This window comes from Curtobacterium sp. MCBA15_004 (genome assembly GCF_001865055.2).
Taxonomy (GTDB): Bacteria; Actinomycetota; Actinomycetes; order Actinomycetales; family Microbacteriaceae; genus Curtobacterium.
In genome coordinates this window covers 2,483,922-2,500,854 of the sequence record NZ_CP126266.1, presented here as the reverse complement: position 1 = coordinate 2,500,854, position 16,933 = coordinate 2,483,922, and the positions used below count along the sequence as shown (strand labels likewise).

The 16,933-nt window shown below is 73.2% G+C and carries 13 protein-coding genes and 1 tRNA gene; 10 read left to right on the top strand and 4 right to left on the bottom strand.

The features are described 5' to 3' along the window. The first annotated feature begins 277 nt into the window (after nt 1–277). The 3 genes from rplJ to QOL16_RS11545 all read left to right on the top strand — a co-directional run bounded on the left by rplJ (nt 278) and on the right by QOL16_RS11545 (nt 2,443). Nucleotides 278–793 (top strand): 50S ribosomal protein L10, encoded by a 516-nt coding sequence (gene rplJ, locus QOL16_RS11555; protein WP_058741931.1) that lies wholly within the window; start codon nt 278–280, stop codon nt 791–793. Between the two features lie 51 nt (nt 794–844). Beyond that, nucleotides 845–1,228 carry a 50S ribosomal protein L7/L12 gene (gene rplL, locus QOL16_RS11550; protein ID WP_065960820.1) on the top strand — a complete coding sequence of 128 codons (384 nt, stop codon included), beginning with the start codon at nt 845–847 and terminating at the stop codon, nt 1,226–1,228. A 297-nt stretch (nt 1,229–1,525) separates the two neighbouring features. After that, nucleotides 1,526–2,443, top strand: coding sequence for a type IV toxin-antitoxin system AbiEi family antitoxin domain-containing protein (locus QOL16_RS11545; protein ID WP_071284684.1), 918 nt, complete (start codon nt 1,526–1,528; stop codon nt 2,441–2,443). Between the two features lie 213 nt (nt 2,444–2,656). Here QOL16_RS11545 and QOL16_RS11540 read toward each other — a convergent pair whose 3' ends face one another. Continuing rightward, nucleotides 2,657–4,093: an APC family permease gene (locus QOL16_RS11540; protein ID WP_071284683.1), complete on the bottom strand. Its 1,437-nt coding sequence runs from the start codon at nt 4,091–4,093 to the stop codon at nt 2,657–2,659. Nucleotides 4,094–4,211: 118 nt separating this feature from the next. On the opposite strand from QOL16_RS11540, the gene QOL16_RS11535 reads away from it, so the two are divergent. The 5 genes from QOL16_RS11535 (at nt 4,212) to QOL16_RS11515 (ending at nt 11,292) form a co-directional block, all read left to right on the top strand. Further along, entirely contained in the window at nt 4,212–6,092 is a 1,881-nt protein-coding gene (locus QOL16_RS11535; protein ID WP_083395033.1) for an ABC transporter ATP-binding protein, read from the top strand. A 368-nt stretch (nt 6,093–6,460) separates the two neighbouring features. Then, entirely contained in the window at nt 6,461–7,825 is a 1,365-nt protein-coding gene (locus QOL16_RS11530) for a cystathionine beta-synthase (protein WP_065960289.1), read from the top strand. A 116-nt stretch (nt 7,826–7,941) separates the two neighbouring features. Then, a complete protein-coding gene (locus QOL16_RS11525) occupies nt 7,942–9,087 on the top strand; it encodes a cystathionine gamma-synthase (protein WP_071248510.1) in 1,146 nt (381 codons plus the stop codon). A gap of 159 nt (nt 9,088–9,246) precedes the next feature. Next, entirely contained in the window at nt 9,247–10,665 is a 1,419-nt protein-coding gene (locus QOL16_RS11520; protein ID WP_071284681.1) for an MFS transporter, read from the top strand. A 30-nt stretch (nt 10,666–10,695) separates the two neighbouring features. After that, entirely contained in the window at nt 10,696–11,292 is a 597-nt protein-coding gene (locus QOL16_RS11515) for a substrate-binding domain-containing protein (RefSeq protein ID WP_083394061.1), read from the top strand. 58 nt (nt 11,293–11,350) lie between these two features. Here QOL16_RS11515 and QOL16_RS11510 read toward each other — a convergent pair whose 3' ends face one another. Then, complete coding sequence (locus tag QOL16_RS11510; protein WP_065960297.1) at nt 11,351–11,932, bottom strand: TetR/AcrR family transcriptional regulator; 582 nt, start codon at nt 11,930–11,932, stop codon at nt 11,351–11,353. A gap of 285 nt (nt 11,933–12,217) precedes the next feature. Here QOL16_RS11510 and QOL16_RS11505 point away from each other — a divergent pair, with 285 nt between their 5' ends. Both QOL16_RS11505 and QOL16_RS11500 read left to right on the top strand, forming a co-directional pair. After that, nucleotides 12,218–13,474 (top strand): multidrug effflux MFS transporter, encoded by a 1,257-nt coding sequence (locus tag QOL16_RS11505; RefSeq protein WP_253181550.1) that lies wholly within the window; start codon nt 12,218–12,220, stop codon nt 13,472–13,474. Nucleotides 13,475–13,584: 110 nt separating this feature from the next. Further along, the gene (locus QOL16_RS11500; protein ID WP_071284680.1) at nt 13,585–15,678 is read left to right on the top strand and encodes a helicase HerA-like domain-containing protein; all 2,094 of its coding nucleotides are present in this window, start codon (nt 13,585–13,587) and stop codon (nt 15,676–15,678) included. A gap of 127 nt (nt 15,679–15,805) precedes the next feature. Here the strand turns inward: QOL16_RS11500 and QOL16_RS11495 are convergent, their stop codons facing one another. Continuing rightward, nucleotides 15,806–16,450 (bottom strand): hypothetical protein, encoded by a 645-nt coding sequence (locus QOL16_RS11495; RefSeq protein ID WP_139266404.1) that lies wholly within the window; start codon nt 16,448–16,450, stop codon nt 15,806–15,808. Nucleotides 16,451–16,766: 316 nt separating this feature from the next. Continuing rightward, a tRNA-Ser gene (locus QOL16_RS11490) sits at nt 16,767–16,854 on the bottom strand. Nucleotides 16,855–16,933 lie beyond the last annotated feature (79 nt).

Here is a 16,933-nt window from a genome sequence, read left to right as displayed (position 1 = left end):
ACGGGCCTCCCGTCCGGCCGGTGGTGGGGTTCCGGCGCGGGCCTGCGTCGGGTGGTTGGGTGCGGTGCCGGTCCTGTGGTACCGTTCTCGAAGCCAAAGACCGCCGGTCGTCTGTGCGCTTGCGCGCAGACCGAAGGTCCTCACTCGTGAGGAAGCCAGCGCAGGTGTTCCGAACCACTCCTACCGTTCGCGGGGGAGCAGCTCCGAGCCTCTGCGCCGGGGCTTTCTTCATGTGTGCAGGTCCTGGGGCTAGCCGGCAAGAACCCCAAGGAGAACCATGGCGAACAAGGAAGCTGCGGTCGCCGAGCTCACGGATGCATTCCAGAGCTCGAACGCCGTTCTGCTCACCGAGTACCGCGGTCTCACGGTCGCGCAGCTCAAGGAGCTCCGCAACTCGATCCGTGAGCACGCCACGTACGCCGTGGTGAAGAACACGCTGACCAAGATCGCGGCGAACAACGCCGGCATCACGTCGTTCGACGACGAGCTCGCCGGTCCGTCCGCTCTCGCCTTCGTCCACGGTGACACCGTCGCCGTCGCGAAGTCGCTGCGTGCATTCGCCAAGGCGAACCCCCAGCTCGTGGTGAAGGGCGGTTACTTCGACGGTAACCCGCTCACCGCGACCGAGGTGGACAAGCTCGCCGACCTCGAGTCCCGTGAAGTCCTGCTCGGCAAGCTCGCCGGCGCCTTCAAGGCCTCGCTGTTCGGTGCTGCGTACCTGTTCCAGGCACCCCTCTCGCAGGCCGTCCGCACCGTGGACGCCCTTCGCGAGAAGCAGGAGTCCGCGGCCTGACCAGGCACGCGTTCATCAACCACACGTACTAGCTAGTAGTAGGAGAAAATCATGGCGAAGCTTTCGCAGGACGAGCTCATCGAGGCCTTCAAGGAGCTCACGCTCATCGAGCTCTCGGACTTCGTGAAGAAGTTCGAGGAGGTCTTCGAGGTCACCGCTGCTGCCCCCGTCGCGGTCGCCGCGGCCGGTGGCGCTGCTGCCCCCGCCGAGGAGGTCGAGGAGAAGACCGAGTTCGACGTCGTGCTCAAGTCGGCCGGTGACAAGAAGATCCAGGTCATCAAGGAGGTCCGTGGCCTCACGTCGCTCGGCCTGGGCGAGGCCAAGGCGCTCGTCGAGACCGCCGACGCCAAGGTGCTCGAGGGCGTCAACAAGGAGACGGCCGACAAGGCGAAGGAGGCCCTCGAGGCCGCCGGCGCCACGGTCGAGCTCGCGTAGTTCCGACCTCACGGTCACGAAGGCCGCTGCCCCTCGGGGTGGCGGCCTTCGTCGTGTGCGGGGGCGGGGTGGCGGCGGGTGGCGGGTGGCGGGGTGGCGCTGATCTGTCGCTTTCGCGAAAGCGACAGTTCACCGCCGACTGTTCGGGCGGAACTGTCGCTTTCCGATGGGAAACGTGCGCCGGGCGGTGAGAACTGTCGCTTTCGCGAGCACGCTGCGCGGCCGGGAGGCGCGGCGGTTGTCCACAGATCGGCTCGCGGTCGTCCGTGTGGGCACCTCCGGCGACAGAGTGCGGGCATGCATCCCGCGAACGCCGTCGACCTGTTCCGGACCGACCCCGTCGACCGAGCTGCGGCGCGGGACCTCCAGCGCCGTTGTCGGTCGGGCGACCTCGTGCGGGTCCGACACGGTGTCTACGTCGGGCGCGACGCGTGGGAGGGGCTCGACGGGCGGAGCCGCCACCTCGTCCGGATGCGTGCGGCATCCCCGCTGCTCCGTCCTGCCGCCGTCTGGGCGCTCGACTCCGCGGCGGCCGTGCTCGGCGTGCCACGGCTCGACGCATGGCTGGACCGCGTGCACGCCATGGTCCCGGGGATCGAGCACGACCTGCAGCGCGTCGGGCTCACCCTGCACGCCGGGGTCCCGCGCCCGTCGGGACGGCACTTCCACGGTGTCGGTTTCACGGACCTCGCCCAGACCACCGTCGAGATCGCACGACGGGGATCGCTCTCGACGGCGGTCGTCGTCCTGGACCACGCACTGCGCGACGGTGTGGACGTCGAGCTGCTCGGTCGGCTCGCGCTCGCGTCCGGTCCGTGGGGGAGTACCCGGGTTGCACAGGCCCTCGACCACTGCGACGCGCGGCACGAGTCGGTCGGTGAGTCGTACTTCGCCGCACGCGCAGCGGAGTTGCGGTGCCCGCCGATGGAGCCGCAGCGCGAGTTCCGTCACGCGGACGGGACGGTCGACCGGGTCGACTTCTGGCTGCCGAGGGAAGGGATCGTCGTGGAGTTCGACGGACGGCAGAAGTACGAGGACCCGGCGATGCTCGCGGGCCGGAGCAGTGCTGGGGCGGTCTGGGTCGAGAAGCTCCGCGAGGACCGCATCCGCGCCCGACCCGAGGTCAACGGCTTCGTCCGTGTCCACTGGGGTCATCTCGTGGAGCCGGAGCTGCTGCGCGCGCACCTGCGCCAGCACGGCGTCCCGTGTCGTTGATCCGACGCGGTCGCTGAGCCGCCGGATGTCCGGTGAGTCCCTCGGGAAAGCGACAGTTCGCGCCGGGGCCGCCCCGAGCCTCCCGTCAAAGCGACAGTCTCGTCCGGATGATCGGCGGCGAACTGTCGCTTTCGCGATCCGTCCGGGTGGTGGGGAACGGACCGGGGGCAGCGCGCGGGGAAGGCGGGCCCGGAGGCGCCAGGCGCCCGCGGGTCAGTGCAGGGTGCTGTGGCGGCGGCCGTAGGCCAGGTAGAGCACGGCGCCGACGACCATCCACACGCCGAACGCGATCCACGTCCCGGCGCCGAGGAACACCGCGAGCAGCACGCAGCACAGGGTGCCGAGCACCGGGACCACGGGGAACAGCGGGACGCGGTAGGAGCGCTCGAGGTCGGGGCGGGAGCGGCGCAGCACGATGACCGAGACGTTCACGAGGGCGAACGCCACGAGGGTGCCGATGCTCGTCGCGTCGGCGAGCTCGCCCAGGGGCACGAGTGCGGCCACGACGGTGACGACGATGCCGACGACGAGCGTGCCCGCGACGGGTGTCCCGGTCCGTGCGGAGACGCGGCCGAAGAGCTTCGGCACGAGGCCGTCGCGCGCCATCGTGAGCAGGATGCGGGTCTGCCCGTACAGGACGGTGAGCACGACGCTCGCGATGGCGATGACGGCACCGATCGAGAAGACGAGCGCGACGACGGGCTGCCCGGTGACCTCGACGACGATGCGGACGAGCGAGGCCTCGTCGGACGAGAACGACGTCCAGGAGCGGGCGCCGATCGCCGCGATCGCCACGAGGATGTAGAGCGCGGTGATGAGGGCGATCGACCCGATGATGGCGCGGGGGAGGTCGCGGCGGGGGTCCTTCGCCTCCTCGCCGGCGGTGGACGCGGCGTCGAAGCCGATGTACGAGAAGAACAGGCGCGATGCCGCCGCGGTGACGCCCGCGGCGCCCATCGGTGCCAGCGGCGTGAAGTTCTGCGCCTGGAACGCCGTGAACGCCACGACGACGAAGAACACGAGCAGGGCGATCTTCACCGCGACCATGAACGTGTTCACCCACGCGCTCTCCCGCGCGCCGGGCAGCAGGACGACGGTCGCGAGGAGCACGAGCACCGCGGCGGGCAGGTTCACGACGCCGCCGTCCCCGGGCGGGGCCGCGAGCGCGGTGGGCAGGTGCAGCCCGAACACGCGCAGGGTCTCGTCGACGTACTCGCTCGCACCGACGGCGACCGCGGCGACGGAGACCGCGTACTCCAGGACGAGGCACCAGCCGCAGACCCAGGCGATGCCCTCGCCCATGGTCGCGTAGGTGTACGAGTAGCTCGACCCCGACGTCGGCACGGCCCCGGCCATCTCGGCGTACGACAGCGCGGACAGGAGCGCGGACAGGAGCGCGGCGACACCGGCGACCACGAAGGAGATCCAGACCGCCGGACCGGCCAGCGGGACCGCGGTGCCGAGGACCACGAGGATGCCCGTGCCGAGCGTCGCGCCGACGCTGATCATCGTCAGGTGCCAGACCCCGAGCGACCGACGGAGCGGGCGGCCGTCGACCCCGGTGGACGCCTCGGCCTGCAGGCGCTCGACGGGCTTGCGGCGTGCGAGCTGCTCGCGGAGCGACGGGGGACGGGGCGGCGCGGACGTCATGGGACCTCGGACGGGGCGGTGGGACGGGGACGCACGATGGTGGCACGGCCCCTGAACAGGGTCAAATACGCCGGGGACGGTCGGTGTCGCAGGGCGGGGATAGGTTTGCCCCATGAGCATGGGGCACGGAGCACGCGGGGGCGGCGGTCCGCGCGGGGTCGGCCGGATCTCGAGCGGCGACACCGCCGCGCAGAAGGCCGCGAACGCCGAGGCGCCCCGGATCCCGCACCTGCTGCGCCGGATCGCCGGGCTGTTCGGGCCGCACCGTCGCGCGATCGTCCTCACCGTGGTGCTCGTGCTCGTCGGCGCCGCGGTCTCGGTCGTGCCGCCGCTGCTGACCCGGCAGGCCTTCGACCGCGGACTGTTCCCGCCGGGCGGCCGCCCCGACGTCCCGGTGCTGCTCGAGCTCGTCGGCGCGATGGTCTTCCTCTGGATCGCGAGCGCCGGCATCGGCATCTGGCAGACCTACCTGACCGCGACGGTCGGCAACCAGGTGATGGGGTCGATGCGGATGCGCCTGTTCGGGCACCTGCAGCGCATGGAGCTCGCGTTCTTCACCCGCACGAAGACGGGCGTCATCCAGTCGCGGCTGCAGAACGACGTCGGCGGCGTCGCGAGCGTGCTCAACAACACGATCTCGTCCGTGCTCGGCAATACCGTGACGGTGATCGCCGCGGTCGTCGCGATGCTGCTGCTGAGCTGGCAGATGACCGTCGTCGCCGTCGTCCTGCTCCCGCTGCTCGTGATCGCGCAGCGGCGGGTCGGCCAGGTGCGGGCGCGGATCGCGGCGCAGACCCAGGAGTCGCTGTCCGACATGACGGCGATCACGCAGGAGGCCCTGAGCGTCTCCGGCATCCTGCTCGCCAAGAGCTTCAACCAGCAGCGCAGCGAGACGCAGCGCTACGAGGACGAGAACCGCAACCAGATCCGGCTGCAGGTCCGGCAGCAGATGTCCGGGCAGTGGTTCTTCGCCATCGTGTCGATCTTCCTGTCGATCATCCCCGCGATCATCTACCTCGTGGCCGCGTGGCTCATCATCGGCGACGTCCCGATCACCGCGGGCACGATCGTCGCCTTCACCACCGTGCAGTCGCGGCTCCTGTTCCCGACGGTCGGGCTCCTCCGGGTCGTGCTCGACCTGCAGACCTCGGGTGCGCTGTTCGCCCGGATCTTCGAGTACCTCGACCTGAAGCCCGCGATCACGGACGCCCCGGACGCGCAGCAGGTCGACACCACGCGGGTCGGGCACGTCGCGTTCGACGACGTCACGTTCGCCTACCCGGACGGCGAGCCCGACAAGCCCACGCTCCGCGGGGTCTCGTTCGAGTTGCAGCCCGGGCAGTTCGCGGCCTTCGTCGGACCCTCCGGGGCGGGCAAGACCACCATCTCGTACCTCGTCCCGCGGCTGTACGAGGCGTCGTCGGGCACGGTCCGGTTCGCCGGCACCGACGTCCGCGCGCTGCAGCACGAGGACCTGATGCGGCACGTCGGCATCGTGAGCCAGGAGACCTACCTGTTCCACGCGACGATCGGCGACAACCTGCGGTACGCGAAGCCGGACGCCACCGACGCCGAGCTCGAACGCGCGGCACGGGCGGCGAACATCCACGAGACGATCGCGTCGTTCCCGGACGGGTACGACACCGTCGTCGGGGAGCGGGGCTACCGACTGTCCGGCGGCGAGAAGCAGCGGATCGCGATCGCGCGCGTGCTGCTCAAGGACCCGCCGGTGCTCGTGCTCGACGAGGCCACCAGTGCGCTCGACTCCATCTCCGAGTACGTGGTGCAGACGGCCCTCGACACGGCGGCGGCCGGACGGACCACCATCTCGATCGCACACCGGCTGTCGACCGTCCGCGACGCCGACGTCATCTTCGTGCTCGACCACGGGCAGATCGTGGAGCAGGGGTCGCACGACGAACTCCTCGGCCGCGACGGCACGTACGCGGCCCTGTACCGCCAGCAGGCCGCGCCGGTGACGGCCGACCGTCGCGGCTGACGTCCGCACGGGGGCCGTCCCGGTCGGGAGGCGCGGCGCGGCTCCGCACCGTCCGTCCGGACCCAGCGCACGCGCCTCCAGGCCCGGCGTCACCTGCCGGGACCGCGCCGCGCCTCCGGGCCCGGCGTCACCTTCCGGGACCGCGCCGCGCCTCCACGGCCGGCGTCACCCGCCGGGACCGCGCCGCGCCTCCACGGCCGGTGGGACGGTCCGGCCCGCGCTCCCACGGTCCGTCGCGCGCGCCCACGGTCCCACCCGGAAGCCGCGCGGACGACGCGGAGCGCCGCCCAGCGCGTCCCGACGCCGCCCGGACGACGCGGGGCGCAACGTCCCAGCCGTGCCGCACCCCCGCCACCTAGACTCGCCGCGTGCGCTACGCAGACTCCGTCGTCGACCTGGTCGGCGACACCCCGCTCGTCCGGCTGAACCGCGTCACCGAGGGCCTCCGCGCCACCGTCCTGGTCAAGGTCGAGTACCTCAACCCGGGCGGCTCGTCGAAGGACCGCATCGCCACGCGGATCCTCGACGCGGCCGAGGCCTCGGGCGAGCTCCGTCCGGGCGGCACGATCGTCGAGCCGACGTCGGGCAACACGGGCGTCGGCCTCGCCCTCGTCGCCCAGCAGCGCGGGTACCGGTGCGTGTTCGTGCTGCCGGACAAGGTCGGCGAGGACAAGCGCAACGTCCTCACGGCCTACGGCGCCGAGATCGTCGTCACGCCGACCGCGGTCGCGCCCGACCACCCGGAGTCCTACTACTCGGTGTCCGACCGCCTGGTGCGCGAGATCCCGGGTGCGTACAAGCCGAACCAGTACGCCAACCCGAACGGGCCGCGCAGCCACTACGAGACCACCGGGCCGGAGATCTGGCGCGACACCGAGGGGCGGATCACGCACTTCGTCGCGGGCGTCGGCACGGGCGGGACGATCTCGGGCACCGGGCGGTTCCTCAAGGAGGCGTCCGAGGGGCGCGTGCGGATCGTCGGAGCCGACCCGGAGGGCTCCGTCTACTCCGGCGGCACCGGCCGTCCGTACCTGGTCGAGGGCGTCGGCGAGGACTTCTGGCCGGCCGCCTACGACGCCGGGATCCCGGACGAGATCATCGCCGTCACCGACGCCGAGTCGTTCGCGATGACCCGCCGCCTGGCGCGCGAGGAGGGCCTGTTGGTCGGCGGTTCGAGCGGCATGGCCGTCGTCGCCGCCCTCCGCGCCGCCCGTGACCTGACCGAGGACGACGTCGTGGTCGTGCTGCTGCCGGACGGTGGCCGCGGCTACCTCGGCAAGATCTTCAACGACCGCTGGATGCGCTCGTACGGCTTCGCCGAGACCGACGACGCGCGCACGGTCGGCTCCGTCGTCGCGGGCAAGGACGGCCGGTTGCCGGACCTCGTGCACGCGCACCCGTCCGACACGGTCCGCGACGTCGTCGAGATCATGTCCACGTACGGCGTCTCGCAGATGCCGGTGCTCGCGGCCGAGCCGCCGGTCGTGATCGGCGAGGTGGTCGGGGCGGTCGCCGAGAAGGACCTGCTCGAGCAGGTCTTCACGGGCGCGGCGGCGATGACGGACGCGGTGAGCGGCTTCGTCGGCGACCCGCTCCCGCTGATCGGCGTCGGCGAGTCGCTCGCGGCCGCGCGGCGGGCGCTCGAGACCGTCGACGCCCTGCTCGTGGTCGACGACGGCAAGCCCGTCACGGTGCTCACCCGCCACGACCTCCTGACCTCCCTGTCCGAGTGACCCGCGACCACGACCCGCGACCGGGAACCGGGCGCGACCACCGGGCAGCGCCCGGGCGCGACCCGCGACCAGCCCGCCGCCAGACCAGCACGCACGACCCCGAGGAACCAGCACGCATGACCGAGTTCAGCACCCGCGCCGTCCACGCCGGCCAGACGCCCGACCCCACCACGGGCGCGGTGATCCCGCCGATCCACGTCACGAGCACCTACGTGCAGGACGGCGTGGGGAACATGCGCAACGGCTACGAGTACTCCCGCGGCGGCAACCCCACCCGCGACGCCCTGCAGACGCTGCTCGCCGACCTCGACGGCGGTGTCGCGGCGTACTCGTTCGCGTCCGGACTCGCCGCCGAGGACGCCCTGCTCCGCGCCTACCTGGAGCCCGGCGCCCGGGTCGTGATGGGCAACGACGTGTACGGCGGGACGCACCGCCTGGTGAACCGGCTGCACGTGCCGTGGGGTGTCGAGCTCGTGGTGGTCGACACCGGCGACGTCGACCGGGTCCGCGCCGCGCTCGAGGGCGCACCGGCGAAGACCGTCCTCTGGGTCGAGACGCCGACGAACCCGCTCATGAAGATCGCCGACATCGCCCTGCTGTCCGAGATCGGGCACGCGGCCGGCGCGCTCGTCGTGGTGGACAACACCTTCGCCTCGCCGTACCTGCAGCAGCCGCTCGCCCTCGGCGCGGACGCGGTGTCGTACTCGACGACGAAGTACCTCGGCGGCCACTCCGACGTCGTCGGCGGCGCCGTGGTGCTCCGCGACGAGGAGCTCGCCGCGCAGGTCGGTTTCCTGCAGTTCGGCGCGGGCGCGATCGCCTCGCCCTTCGACGCGTTCCTCACCACCCGCGGCATCAAGACCCTGCCGGTCCGGATGGAGCGGCACTCGTCGAACGCGCAGGCGGTCGCCGAGGCGCTGGTCTCCGCCCCGGGCGTCGAGCGCGTCTTCTACCCGGGCCTGCCCGACCACCCGGGCCACGAGGTCGCCGCGAAGCAGATGCGCGGCTTCGGCGGCATGCTCTCGGTCGCGCTCGACGGCGGACCGGAGGCCGCGAAGCGGTTCGTCGAGTCGACGGAGGTCTTCACGCTCGCGGAGTCCCTCGGCGGCGTCGAGTCGCTCATCGGGTACCCGAGCGAGATGACGCACGCGTCGGTCAAGGGCACGGAGCTCGCGGTCCCGGAGAACGTCGTCCGCCTGTCGGTGGGCATCGAGGACGCCGGCGACCTGGTCGCCGACGTCCTGCAGGCGCTGTCGCGCTGACGAGCCGCACGCACACCCGCCCCGTCGGCCGGCCCGCGTCGCGCAGGTGGGGACGGACCGGACGGGAGGCCCGTGGCGGCGCCGCCACGGGCCTCCCGTCCGGTCCCCGGTCGCGTCCGCCGGTCGCGCCGGTGGGTGCCCGACGGTAGCGTGACGCGGGTGGGCGACGAGGCGACGGGGCGGACCGGCATCCTGAGCGGGCGCTACGCGCTCGCGACCGTCGGCATGGTCGCGATCGTCGGGGTGGCCGCGTTCCAGAACCTCGCGATGACCACCGTGATGCCCGAGATCAGCCGCGACCTCGACGGTGAGACGCTCTACGCGCTCGCGTTCGCCGCCCCGCTCGCCGCCGGGGTGCCGGGAATGGTGCTCGCGGGCAACTGGACGGACCGTGCGGGCGGCCGGGTCGTCGCGTGGGTCTCTGCGGCGCTGTTCGCGCTCGGGACCGCGGTCGTGATGCTCGCCCCGACCATGGAGGTGTTCCTCGCCGGACGCCTGGTCGAGGGGTTCGGCGCGGGCGCGATCGACGTCGTGCTGTACGTCCTCGTCGCGCGGATCTTCCCGGCCGAGCTGCACGGTCCGGTGTTCGCGGGCTTCGCGGCCGCGTGGGTCGTGCCCGCGCTCGTCGGTCCGGCGCTCGCCGGGATCGTCACCGACGTGTGGGACTGGCACCGGGTGTTCGCCGGCGCCCTCGGCGTCGCCGTGGTGTCCTTCGCGCTGCTCGTGCCGACGCTCCGTCGGCTCCGGCCGCCCGCCGACGCGGTCCGGCCGCCGTGGCAGCGCGTCCGGATCGGGTGGTCGATCGGAGCCGCGGCCGCGATCCTGCTCCTCAACGTCGCCGCCGACCTCGGCTCCTGGGCGCGGATCGTCGCGGTGGTCGTCGGCCTCGTCGGCACCTGGGCGGCGCTCCGCCCGTTGCTCCCCGCGGGCACGTTCCGCGCAGCGCCCGGGCTGTCGTCGGTGGTGCTCGTCCGCGGGCTCGTCGCTGCCGCGTTCTTCGGCAGCGAGGCGTACGTCCCGTACCTGCTCCAGGCCCGGCACGGCCTGTCCGCATCCGCCGCGGGGCTCGCGCTGACGGTCGCGGCCCTGAGCTGGGCCGCGGCGAGCTGGCTGCACGGACGGCTCGGCGAGCGGCGGCTCACCGCGGCACGGACCTTCGGCGGTGGTCTCGTGCTGGTGCTCGTCAGCCTGCTCACGGCGCTCGCCGTGGCGACGCTCGACCTGCCGTGGTGGGTGCTCGTCGTCGGGTGGTTCGTCGGGGGAGCGGGCATGGGCGGCATCTACCCGCGGGCCTCGATGCTGACGCTGCGGTTCTCGGGCGAGGGCGACGACGGGTTCGCGAGCTCGGCCCTCACGATCGCCGACGCGTCGGGCAGCGTGGTCGGCCTCGCCGTCACCGGACTGCTCTTCGTCGGGGCCGGCGGGGCGGACGGAGCGTGGTCGTTCCCGCTCGTCTTCGTCGCGATGACCGGCATCGCGCTCGTCGCGACGGTGGCGGTCCGGCGGCTCGGACCGGTGCCGGCCGTCCCGTCGACGACGGCGACCGGGGGCACGGTGTCCGCCGCGGCCGGCGGGTAACGTGGCAGACCGACCGAGCGGAGGACCACCGTGCGCAGCGTCAGTCTGACCCGACCGGGGCGTCCGGGCCGCGTGTCCGTCGCGGCGCGGGCCGTCGTGGTGGTGGTCGCCGCGGGCACGGCACTCGCGCTCGGCGGCTGCCAGGGGCCGACGGCCGCCGCACCGACGCCCGTCCGGAGCACCGACCTGACGAGCTCGGACGGCGGCTTCGACCAGCACGCCGTCGTCGGCGTGGTGCTGCCCGCCGGCCGGGAGGCACTGGGCACCGACCTGGACCGGCGCCTGTCCGACGCGGGGTTCCGTCCGGACGTCCGGGTCGCGCCCGCCGACGACGGCCCCGGTGCACAGCAGCGGGCCGTGGCGGACCTCGTGCGCGGGGGAGCGAAGGCGCTCCTCGTCGAACCCGTCGACGCGTCCGCGCTGACCGGGGTGGTGCAGACCGCGCACGACGCCGGTGTCGTCGTGGTCTCCCTCGGGCAGGCGCTGCCCGCGAGCGGGACCGGCGGCGACGGGGTGTCCGCCGACCACCGGGTGCCGGCCGACGACGACCCGGACGTCGTGGCACGCACCGCGACCGACGTCGTGCGGACGCTGCAGCGGGGGCAACGGCCCGCGTCGGGCGACTGAAGGGCCCGGGCGTTCTCGGGTGGGGGACGGGTCCGGACGGCCCGGCTGCGTCGTCCGGTCAGTGCCACCAGGCCGGGAACGACCGCGTGATCGTGTCGACCAGCGAGCGGCGGGACCGTCGGGGGCCGCCGAGCCAGACCTCGATCGCGCCGACGAAGCCCTGGGCCACGAAACCCGCGGCGACGTCGTCGAGCAGCGCGGGTCGGTCCGCGGTCGGGAGCTCCTGGATGTGCTGCACGCTCGACACCGTGAAGTGCTCGACGAGCAGCCGGTGCAGCGAGGCGTCGGCGGAGTCGGGCAGGCCCTTGGCGTAGATGTCCCGGTGCGAGACGACGTGCTCGACGACCGCGTCGATGCCCCGTCGGGTGATCGCCGCGAGCTCGTCGGGCCCGGCGCCCCGGTCGGTCGCGGCACGGCGGGCCGCGACGTCGTCCTCGCGGATGCGGTCGAGCTCGGGGGTCAGGACGTCGGCGAGCAGCGACCCGGGCGACACCGCGTGCGAGTAGAACGTCGCGCGGTTGATGCCGGCGGCGCGGGTGACGTCGGCGACCGTGATGGTCGAGACGGGTCGGTCGGCGGCGAGGCGGAGGATCGCCGCACGCAGCGCCGCCGTGGTGTGCAGGACACGGGCATCGACCACCGTCGTCCCCCCTCTCGTCGGTGTGCGTCGGCCGCGCGGGCCGGGCAGTCCGACGCTACCGCACCGGGGGCCGCGGGACCGGTCACGGACGGGTCACGGAACGCGGTCCGGCCGTTCCGGTCGCCGACAGGTGTTCCGTGAGCGCGCACGCAGCCCGTAGGATGGTTCCACGGCCGAATCGATTCGATCCGACCCGGTCCGCGCACCGATCCGTTCGTGCCTCGGCCCGGTCCGATGACGCCGGCCTCCTCACCAGTCTCTCTCCTGTCGAAGGACCGCCCTCCCGTGACCGCGCCCGCCACCACCGGTTCGCTCCGCGTCGTGCTGCACCCCGGTGACTCGCTCACCCGGCGGCAGCGCCTCGTCTACGTCTTCGTGCTCGGGGCGCTCACCGCGCTCGGCCCGTTCACCATCGACCTGTACCTGCCGGCGTTCCCGTCGCTCGAGCGCGAGTTCGGGATCTCCGAGGGGGCGGTGCAGCTCACCCTGACCGCCACGACGCTCGGGTTCGCGTTCGGGCAGCTGCTCGTCGGGCCCTGGAGCGACAAGGTCGGGCGCCGCCTGCCGCTCATCATCGCGACGACCGTGCACGTCGGCGCCTCGATCGGGGCCGCGTGCGCGCCGAACGTCGAGGTGCTCGCGCTGTTCCGCGTGCTGCAGGGCATGGGCGCCTCGGCCGGCGGTGTCGTCGCGATGGCCACGGTCCGCGACCTGTTCGGCGGCAAGCCCCTCGTCCGGATGCTCTCGCGCCTCGCGATGGTGAACGGCCTCGCGCCGATCCTCGCCCCGCTCATCGGCTCGCAGATGCTGCAGTTCGTCAGCTGGCGCGGGGTCTTCGTCTTCCTCGCCTGCTACGGCGCCGCGGTCGTGATCGCCTCGGTGCTGCTCATCGTCGAGACGCTCCCGCCGGCACGCCGCCACGAGTCCGGGCACTCGACCATCGGCCAGCGGTACCGGGCGCTGCTGTCCGACCGGATCTTCGTCGGGGTCGCCCTCATCGGGGCGATGGTCTTCAGCGGGCTGTTCTCGTACCTCAGCTCGTCGCCGTTCCTGTTCCAGACCGTCTACGGGCTCAACGCCCAGCAGTACGGCCTGCTGTTCGCCGTGAACTCCGTCGGCGTGGTCGTCGGGGTGCAGGTCTCCTCGCGCTTGGCGCAGCGCGTCGGCCCCCAGTGGATCCTGGCGTGCTCGACCGCGACGCTGTTCCTGTCCGCCACCGCCATCGTCGTGCTCGACCAGCTCGGCGCGGGCCTGGTCGGCGTGCTCGTCCCGCTGTGGTTCTTCATCGCCGCGTGCGGGTTCTCGTTCCCGCTCGTGCAGGTGATCGGCCTCGCGGCGCACGGCAAGGAGGCCGGGACCGCCGCGTCGCTCCTCGGCGCCCTGAACTTCGGCGTCGCCGGGCTGGTCTCGCCGATCGTCGGGTGGCTCGGCATCACCGCGGCGACCCCGATGGCCGCCGTGATGGCGTGCACCGCGGCGGTCGCGATCCTGGTGCTGTGGGTCGTCGTGCGGCCGAGGACGGTCCCGGCGCTCTCGCACTGACGTCGCATGGTGCGACAGGTCCGCTGTCGTCCGACGACCGCGGAGTCGTTCCGCGTCGATCTTCGCCAGGGGCCCGGACCGAGCGCCTCCTGCGTCCGTAGGCTGCGGACATGAGCGACGCGGTGGAGCAGGCACGAGCGGCTGCGGCCGAGGCACGGGCGGCAGCGGAGGAGGCCCGCCGGCTCGCCGACGAAGCAGCCCGGCGCGCCGAGGAGCTCGCGGCAGCGCTGGAGCAGGCGGCCGGAGCACCCGCGGGAGCGACGACCGAGCGCGACGGCACGACCGCGCCCGACGCGACCACCGGGGGCGACGCGACCACCGCGCCCGTCGCGACCAACGCGCCCGTCGCGACCACCGCGCTCGACGCGACCGACTCGGCGACGCAGGCCGCGTCGACGACCGGCACCGTGCCTCCCGACCGGTCGTCCGCACCTGCCGCGCCGAGCACTCCGGCCGACACGAGCACACCCACCGCACCGAGCACGGTGCCCTCGCCCGGCCCCCTCGGCCCGGACGCGGTCGCACGGATCCGTGTCGGGTACACCGTGACCGGCAGTGCCCTCGAACTCGGCGCGCTCGTCAACGGCGAGGCGATGCCCGAGGTCCAGGTGCGGATCCCGCTCGGCATGCTGAACCGACACGGCCTGGTCGCCGGGGCGACCGGCACCGGCAAGACCCGCACGCTGCAGGTGCTCGCCGAGCAGATCGCAGCGCACGGTGTCCCGGTCTTCGCGGCCGACGTGAAGGGCGACCTGTCCGGTCTCGCCACGGCCGGCGAGCCGAGCGACAAGCTCCTCGCCCGCACCGCCGGCATCGGACAGCAGTGGCAGGGCGTCGCGAGCCAGGCCGAGTTCTACGCCCTCGGTGGGAAGGGCACGGGCGTGCCGGTCCGGGCGACGGTCTCCGGGTTCGGTCCACTGCTGCTGTCGAAGGTCCTCGGCCTGAACGAGACCCAGGAGTCGTCGCTCGGCCTCGTCTTCCACTACGCCGAGCAGGCCGGTCTGGCGCTCGTCGACCTCGCCGACCTCCGGAGCGTGCTGACGTTCCTGGTGAGCGACGAGGGCAAGCCGGAGCTGGCGGCCCTCGGCGGCCTGTCGAAGCAGACCGCGGGCGTGATCCTCCGCGAGCTCGTCACGTTCGCCGACCAGGGCGCCGACGCGTTCTTCGGCGAGCCCGAGATCGACACCCAGGTGTTCCTCCGCACCGCGACCGACGGCCGGGGGATCGTCAGCCTGCTCGAGGTGCCGGGCGTGCAGGACCAGCCCGCGGTCTTCTCGACCTTCCTGATGTGGCTGCTCGCCGACCTGTTCAACGAGCTGCCCGAGGTGGGGGACCTCGACGCCCCGAAGCTCGTGTTCTTCTTCGACGAGGCACACCTGCTGTTCGCGGGCGCCTCGAAGGACTTCACCGACCAGATCATCCGGACGGTGCGGCTCATCCGGTCGAAGGGCGTCGGCATCGTCTTCGTGACGCAGACCCCGAAGGACGTGCCGAACGACGTGCTCGCGCAGCTCGGGTCGCGGATCCAGCACCAGCTCCGGGCACACACCCCCGACGACGCGAAGGCCCTGCGGGCGACGGTGTCGACGTACCCGACGAGCGACTACGACCTCGGCGAGGTGCTCACCTCGCTCGCGACCGGCGAGGCGATCGTCACCGTCATGGACGAGCGCGGCGCGCCGACACCGGTCGCCTGGACCCGGCTCCGCGCCCCGCAGGGCTCGATGGCGCCGTTGCCGGCAGCCGACCTGGAGGCGCGGGTCGCCGCGTCCCCGCTGCTCGCCACGTACGGCACCAGCGTCGACCCCGACTCGGCCCGCGAGGTCCTGGCGCGTCGCCTCGAGGCCGCGGCGGCGCAGACCGCCGCCGCCGAGGCGGCGGAGGCCGCCGCGACCGCACAGGCCGAGGCCGAGCGTGAGGCCGCCCGAGCGGCCGCCGCGGCCGCGAAGGAGGCCGCGGCGCGGCAGCGGACCGAGGAACGCGAACGGCGTGCCGCCCAGCAGGAGTACGAGCGGGCGCAGCGCGAGTTCGAGCAGGCGGAGCGCACCGCCCGGTCCCGGCGGTCGAGCCGGAGCACGAGCCGGACGTCGACCACGCGACGTGCCGAGGACCCGCTGTCGGACCTGCTCGGGTCGTCGCTCGGGCGGTCGATCGCGAAGGAGGTCGTCCGCGGGGTGTTCGCGACCCTGCGTCGGCGGCGCTGACGGGCCCGTCCGGCCGGTTCCGGTGGTCCGCGGTGCGCCCGGCGGTCACGTTCTGCCGGACGGTCGCGGCGTGCTCGGCGGTGTGCTCGGCGGTCGCAGCGTGCGGGGCCGAGGGCTGGGCGGCGCGTCAGGCTGCGAGCAGGCGGACCATCTCGACGGCGAGGAGCCCGACGACGAGGAGCACGGCCGCGAGCGCGGCGACGAGGATGCCGGAGCGGCGCTCGTACCACGCGCGACTCGTCGGCCAGCGGCGCGCGATCTCGGCCGGCGGGACGACGCGTGGTTCCCGATCGACCCGGACGTCGAGCTCGTCGACGACGCGGTCGAGCGCGGCGTCGCCCCAGACGTCGCCGCGCATCCGGAACAGGTGCCGTCCCGCGACGTCGAACGCGAGCAGCTCACGCACCGTGCGGTCCGGCGTCGACCCGTGGGTCGAGGCGACGACGACGTGGTCGACGCGGTCGCGGGCGATCCGCCGGTTGGCCGAGACGACGCCGTTCAGCACGACCGCGTCGGCAGCGATGCCGAGGAACGCCGAGCGGAGCCGCACGAACAGGACGCCCACGACGAGCGCGAGGACCACCACGAGCGTCGCCACGAGTGCCCACCACCGCACCGGCAGCGACACCCAGACGAGCGCGACGGCCAGGGGGACGGCCGAGAAGACGATGCTGAGGACCGTCGAGCGGACGAGCGACCGGCGGGGCCGGAGCAGCACGTCGAAGGTGGGCGCACGGAGGCGTCCCGTCACCGGTACCGTCGCGTCCCCCACGTGCTCTCCTCGTGCTCGGGTGCGCGGGCAGCGTCGTACGCTCCCCGCGGGCGACGCCCCTGCCGCCCGAGATGCACCGTGTCCGACCCGTCCCGGGGCCGTCCGTCGATCACACCCTAGGGCGTCCCGGGCCAGGAGGACAGCGCGTTCCACCCCGGTGCGCGTCTACCGGCCAGCTCATGGCTGGCGGGGGGCACGGCTGTCCTGCACGCGGGGGACACGGGGGCGTGTCGGTGGTGGAGGAGGGGCATGCGGGACGCGGACGGACTCCCGGGAACGACGAAGGACACCCGTTGCCGGGTGCCCTTCGTCGTGCTGGCGGAGAATGGGGGATTCGAACCCCCGAGGGCTTGCACCCAACACGCTTTCCAAGCGTGCGCCATAGGCCACTAGGCGAATTCTCCTGGCGCCGTCTCGCGACGACACCCCATGGTACAGGTCTTCGGGGGTGTGGACGACCACGTCCCTCCACAGTCCCTCCGG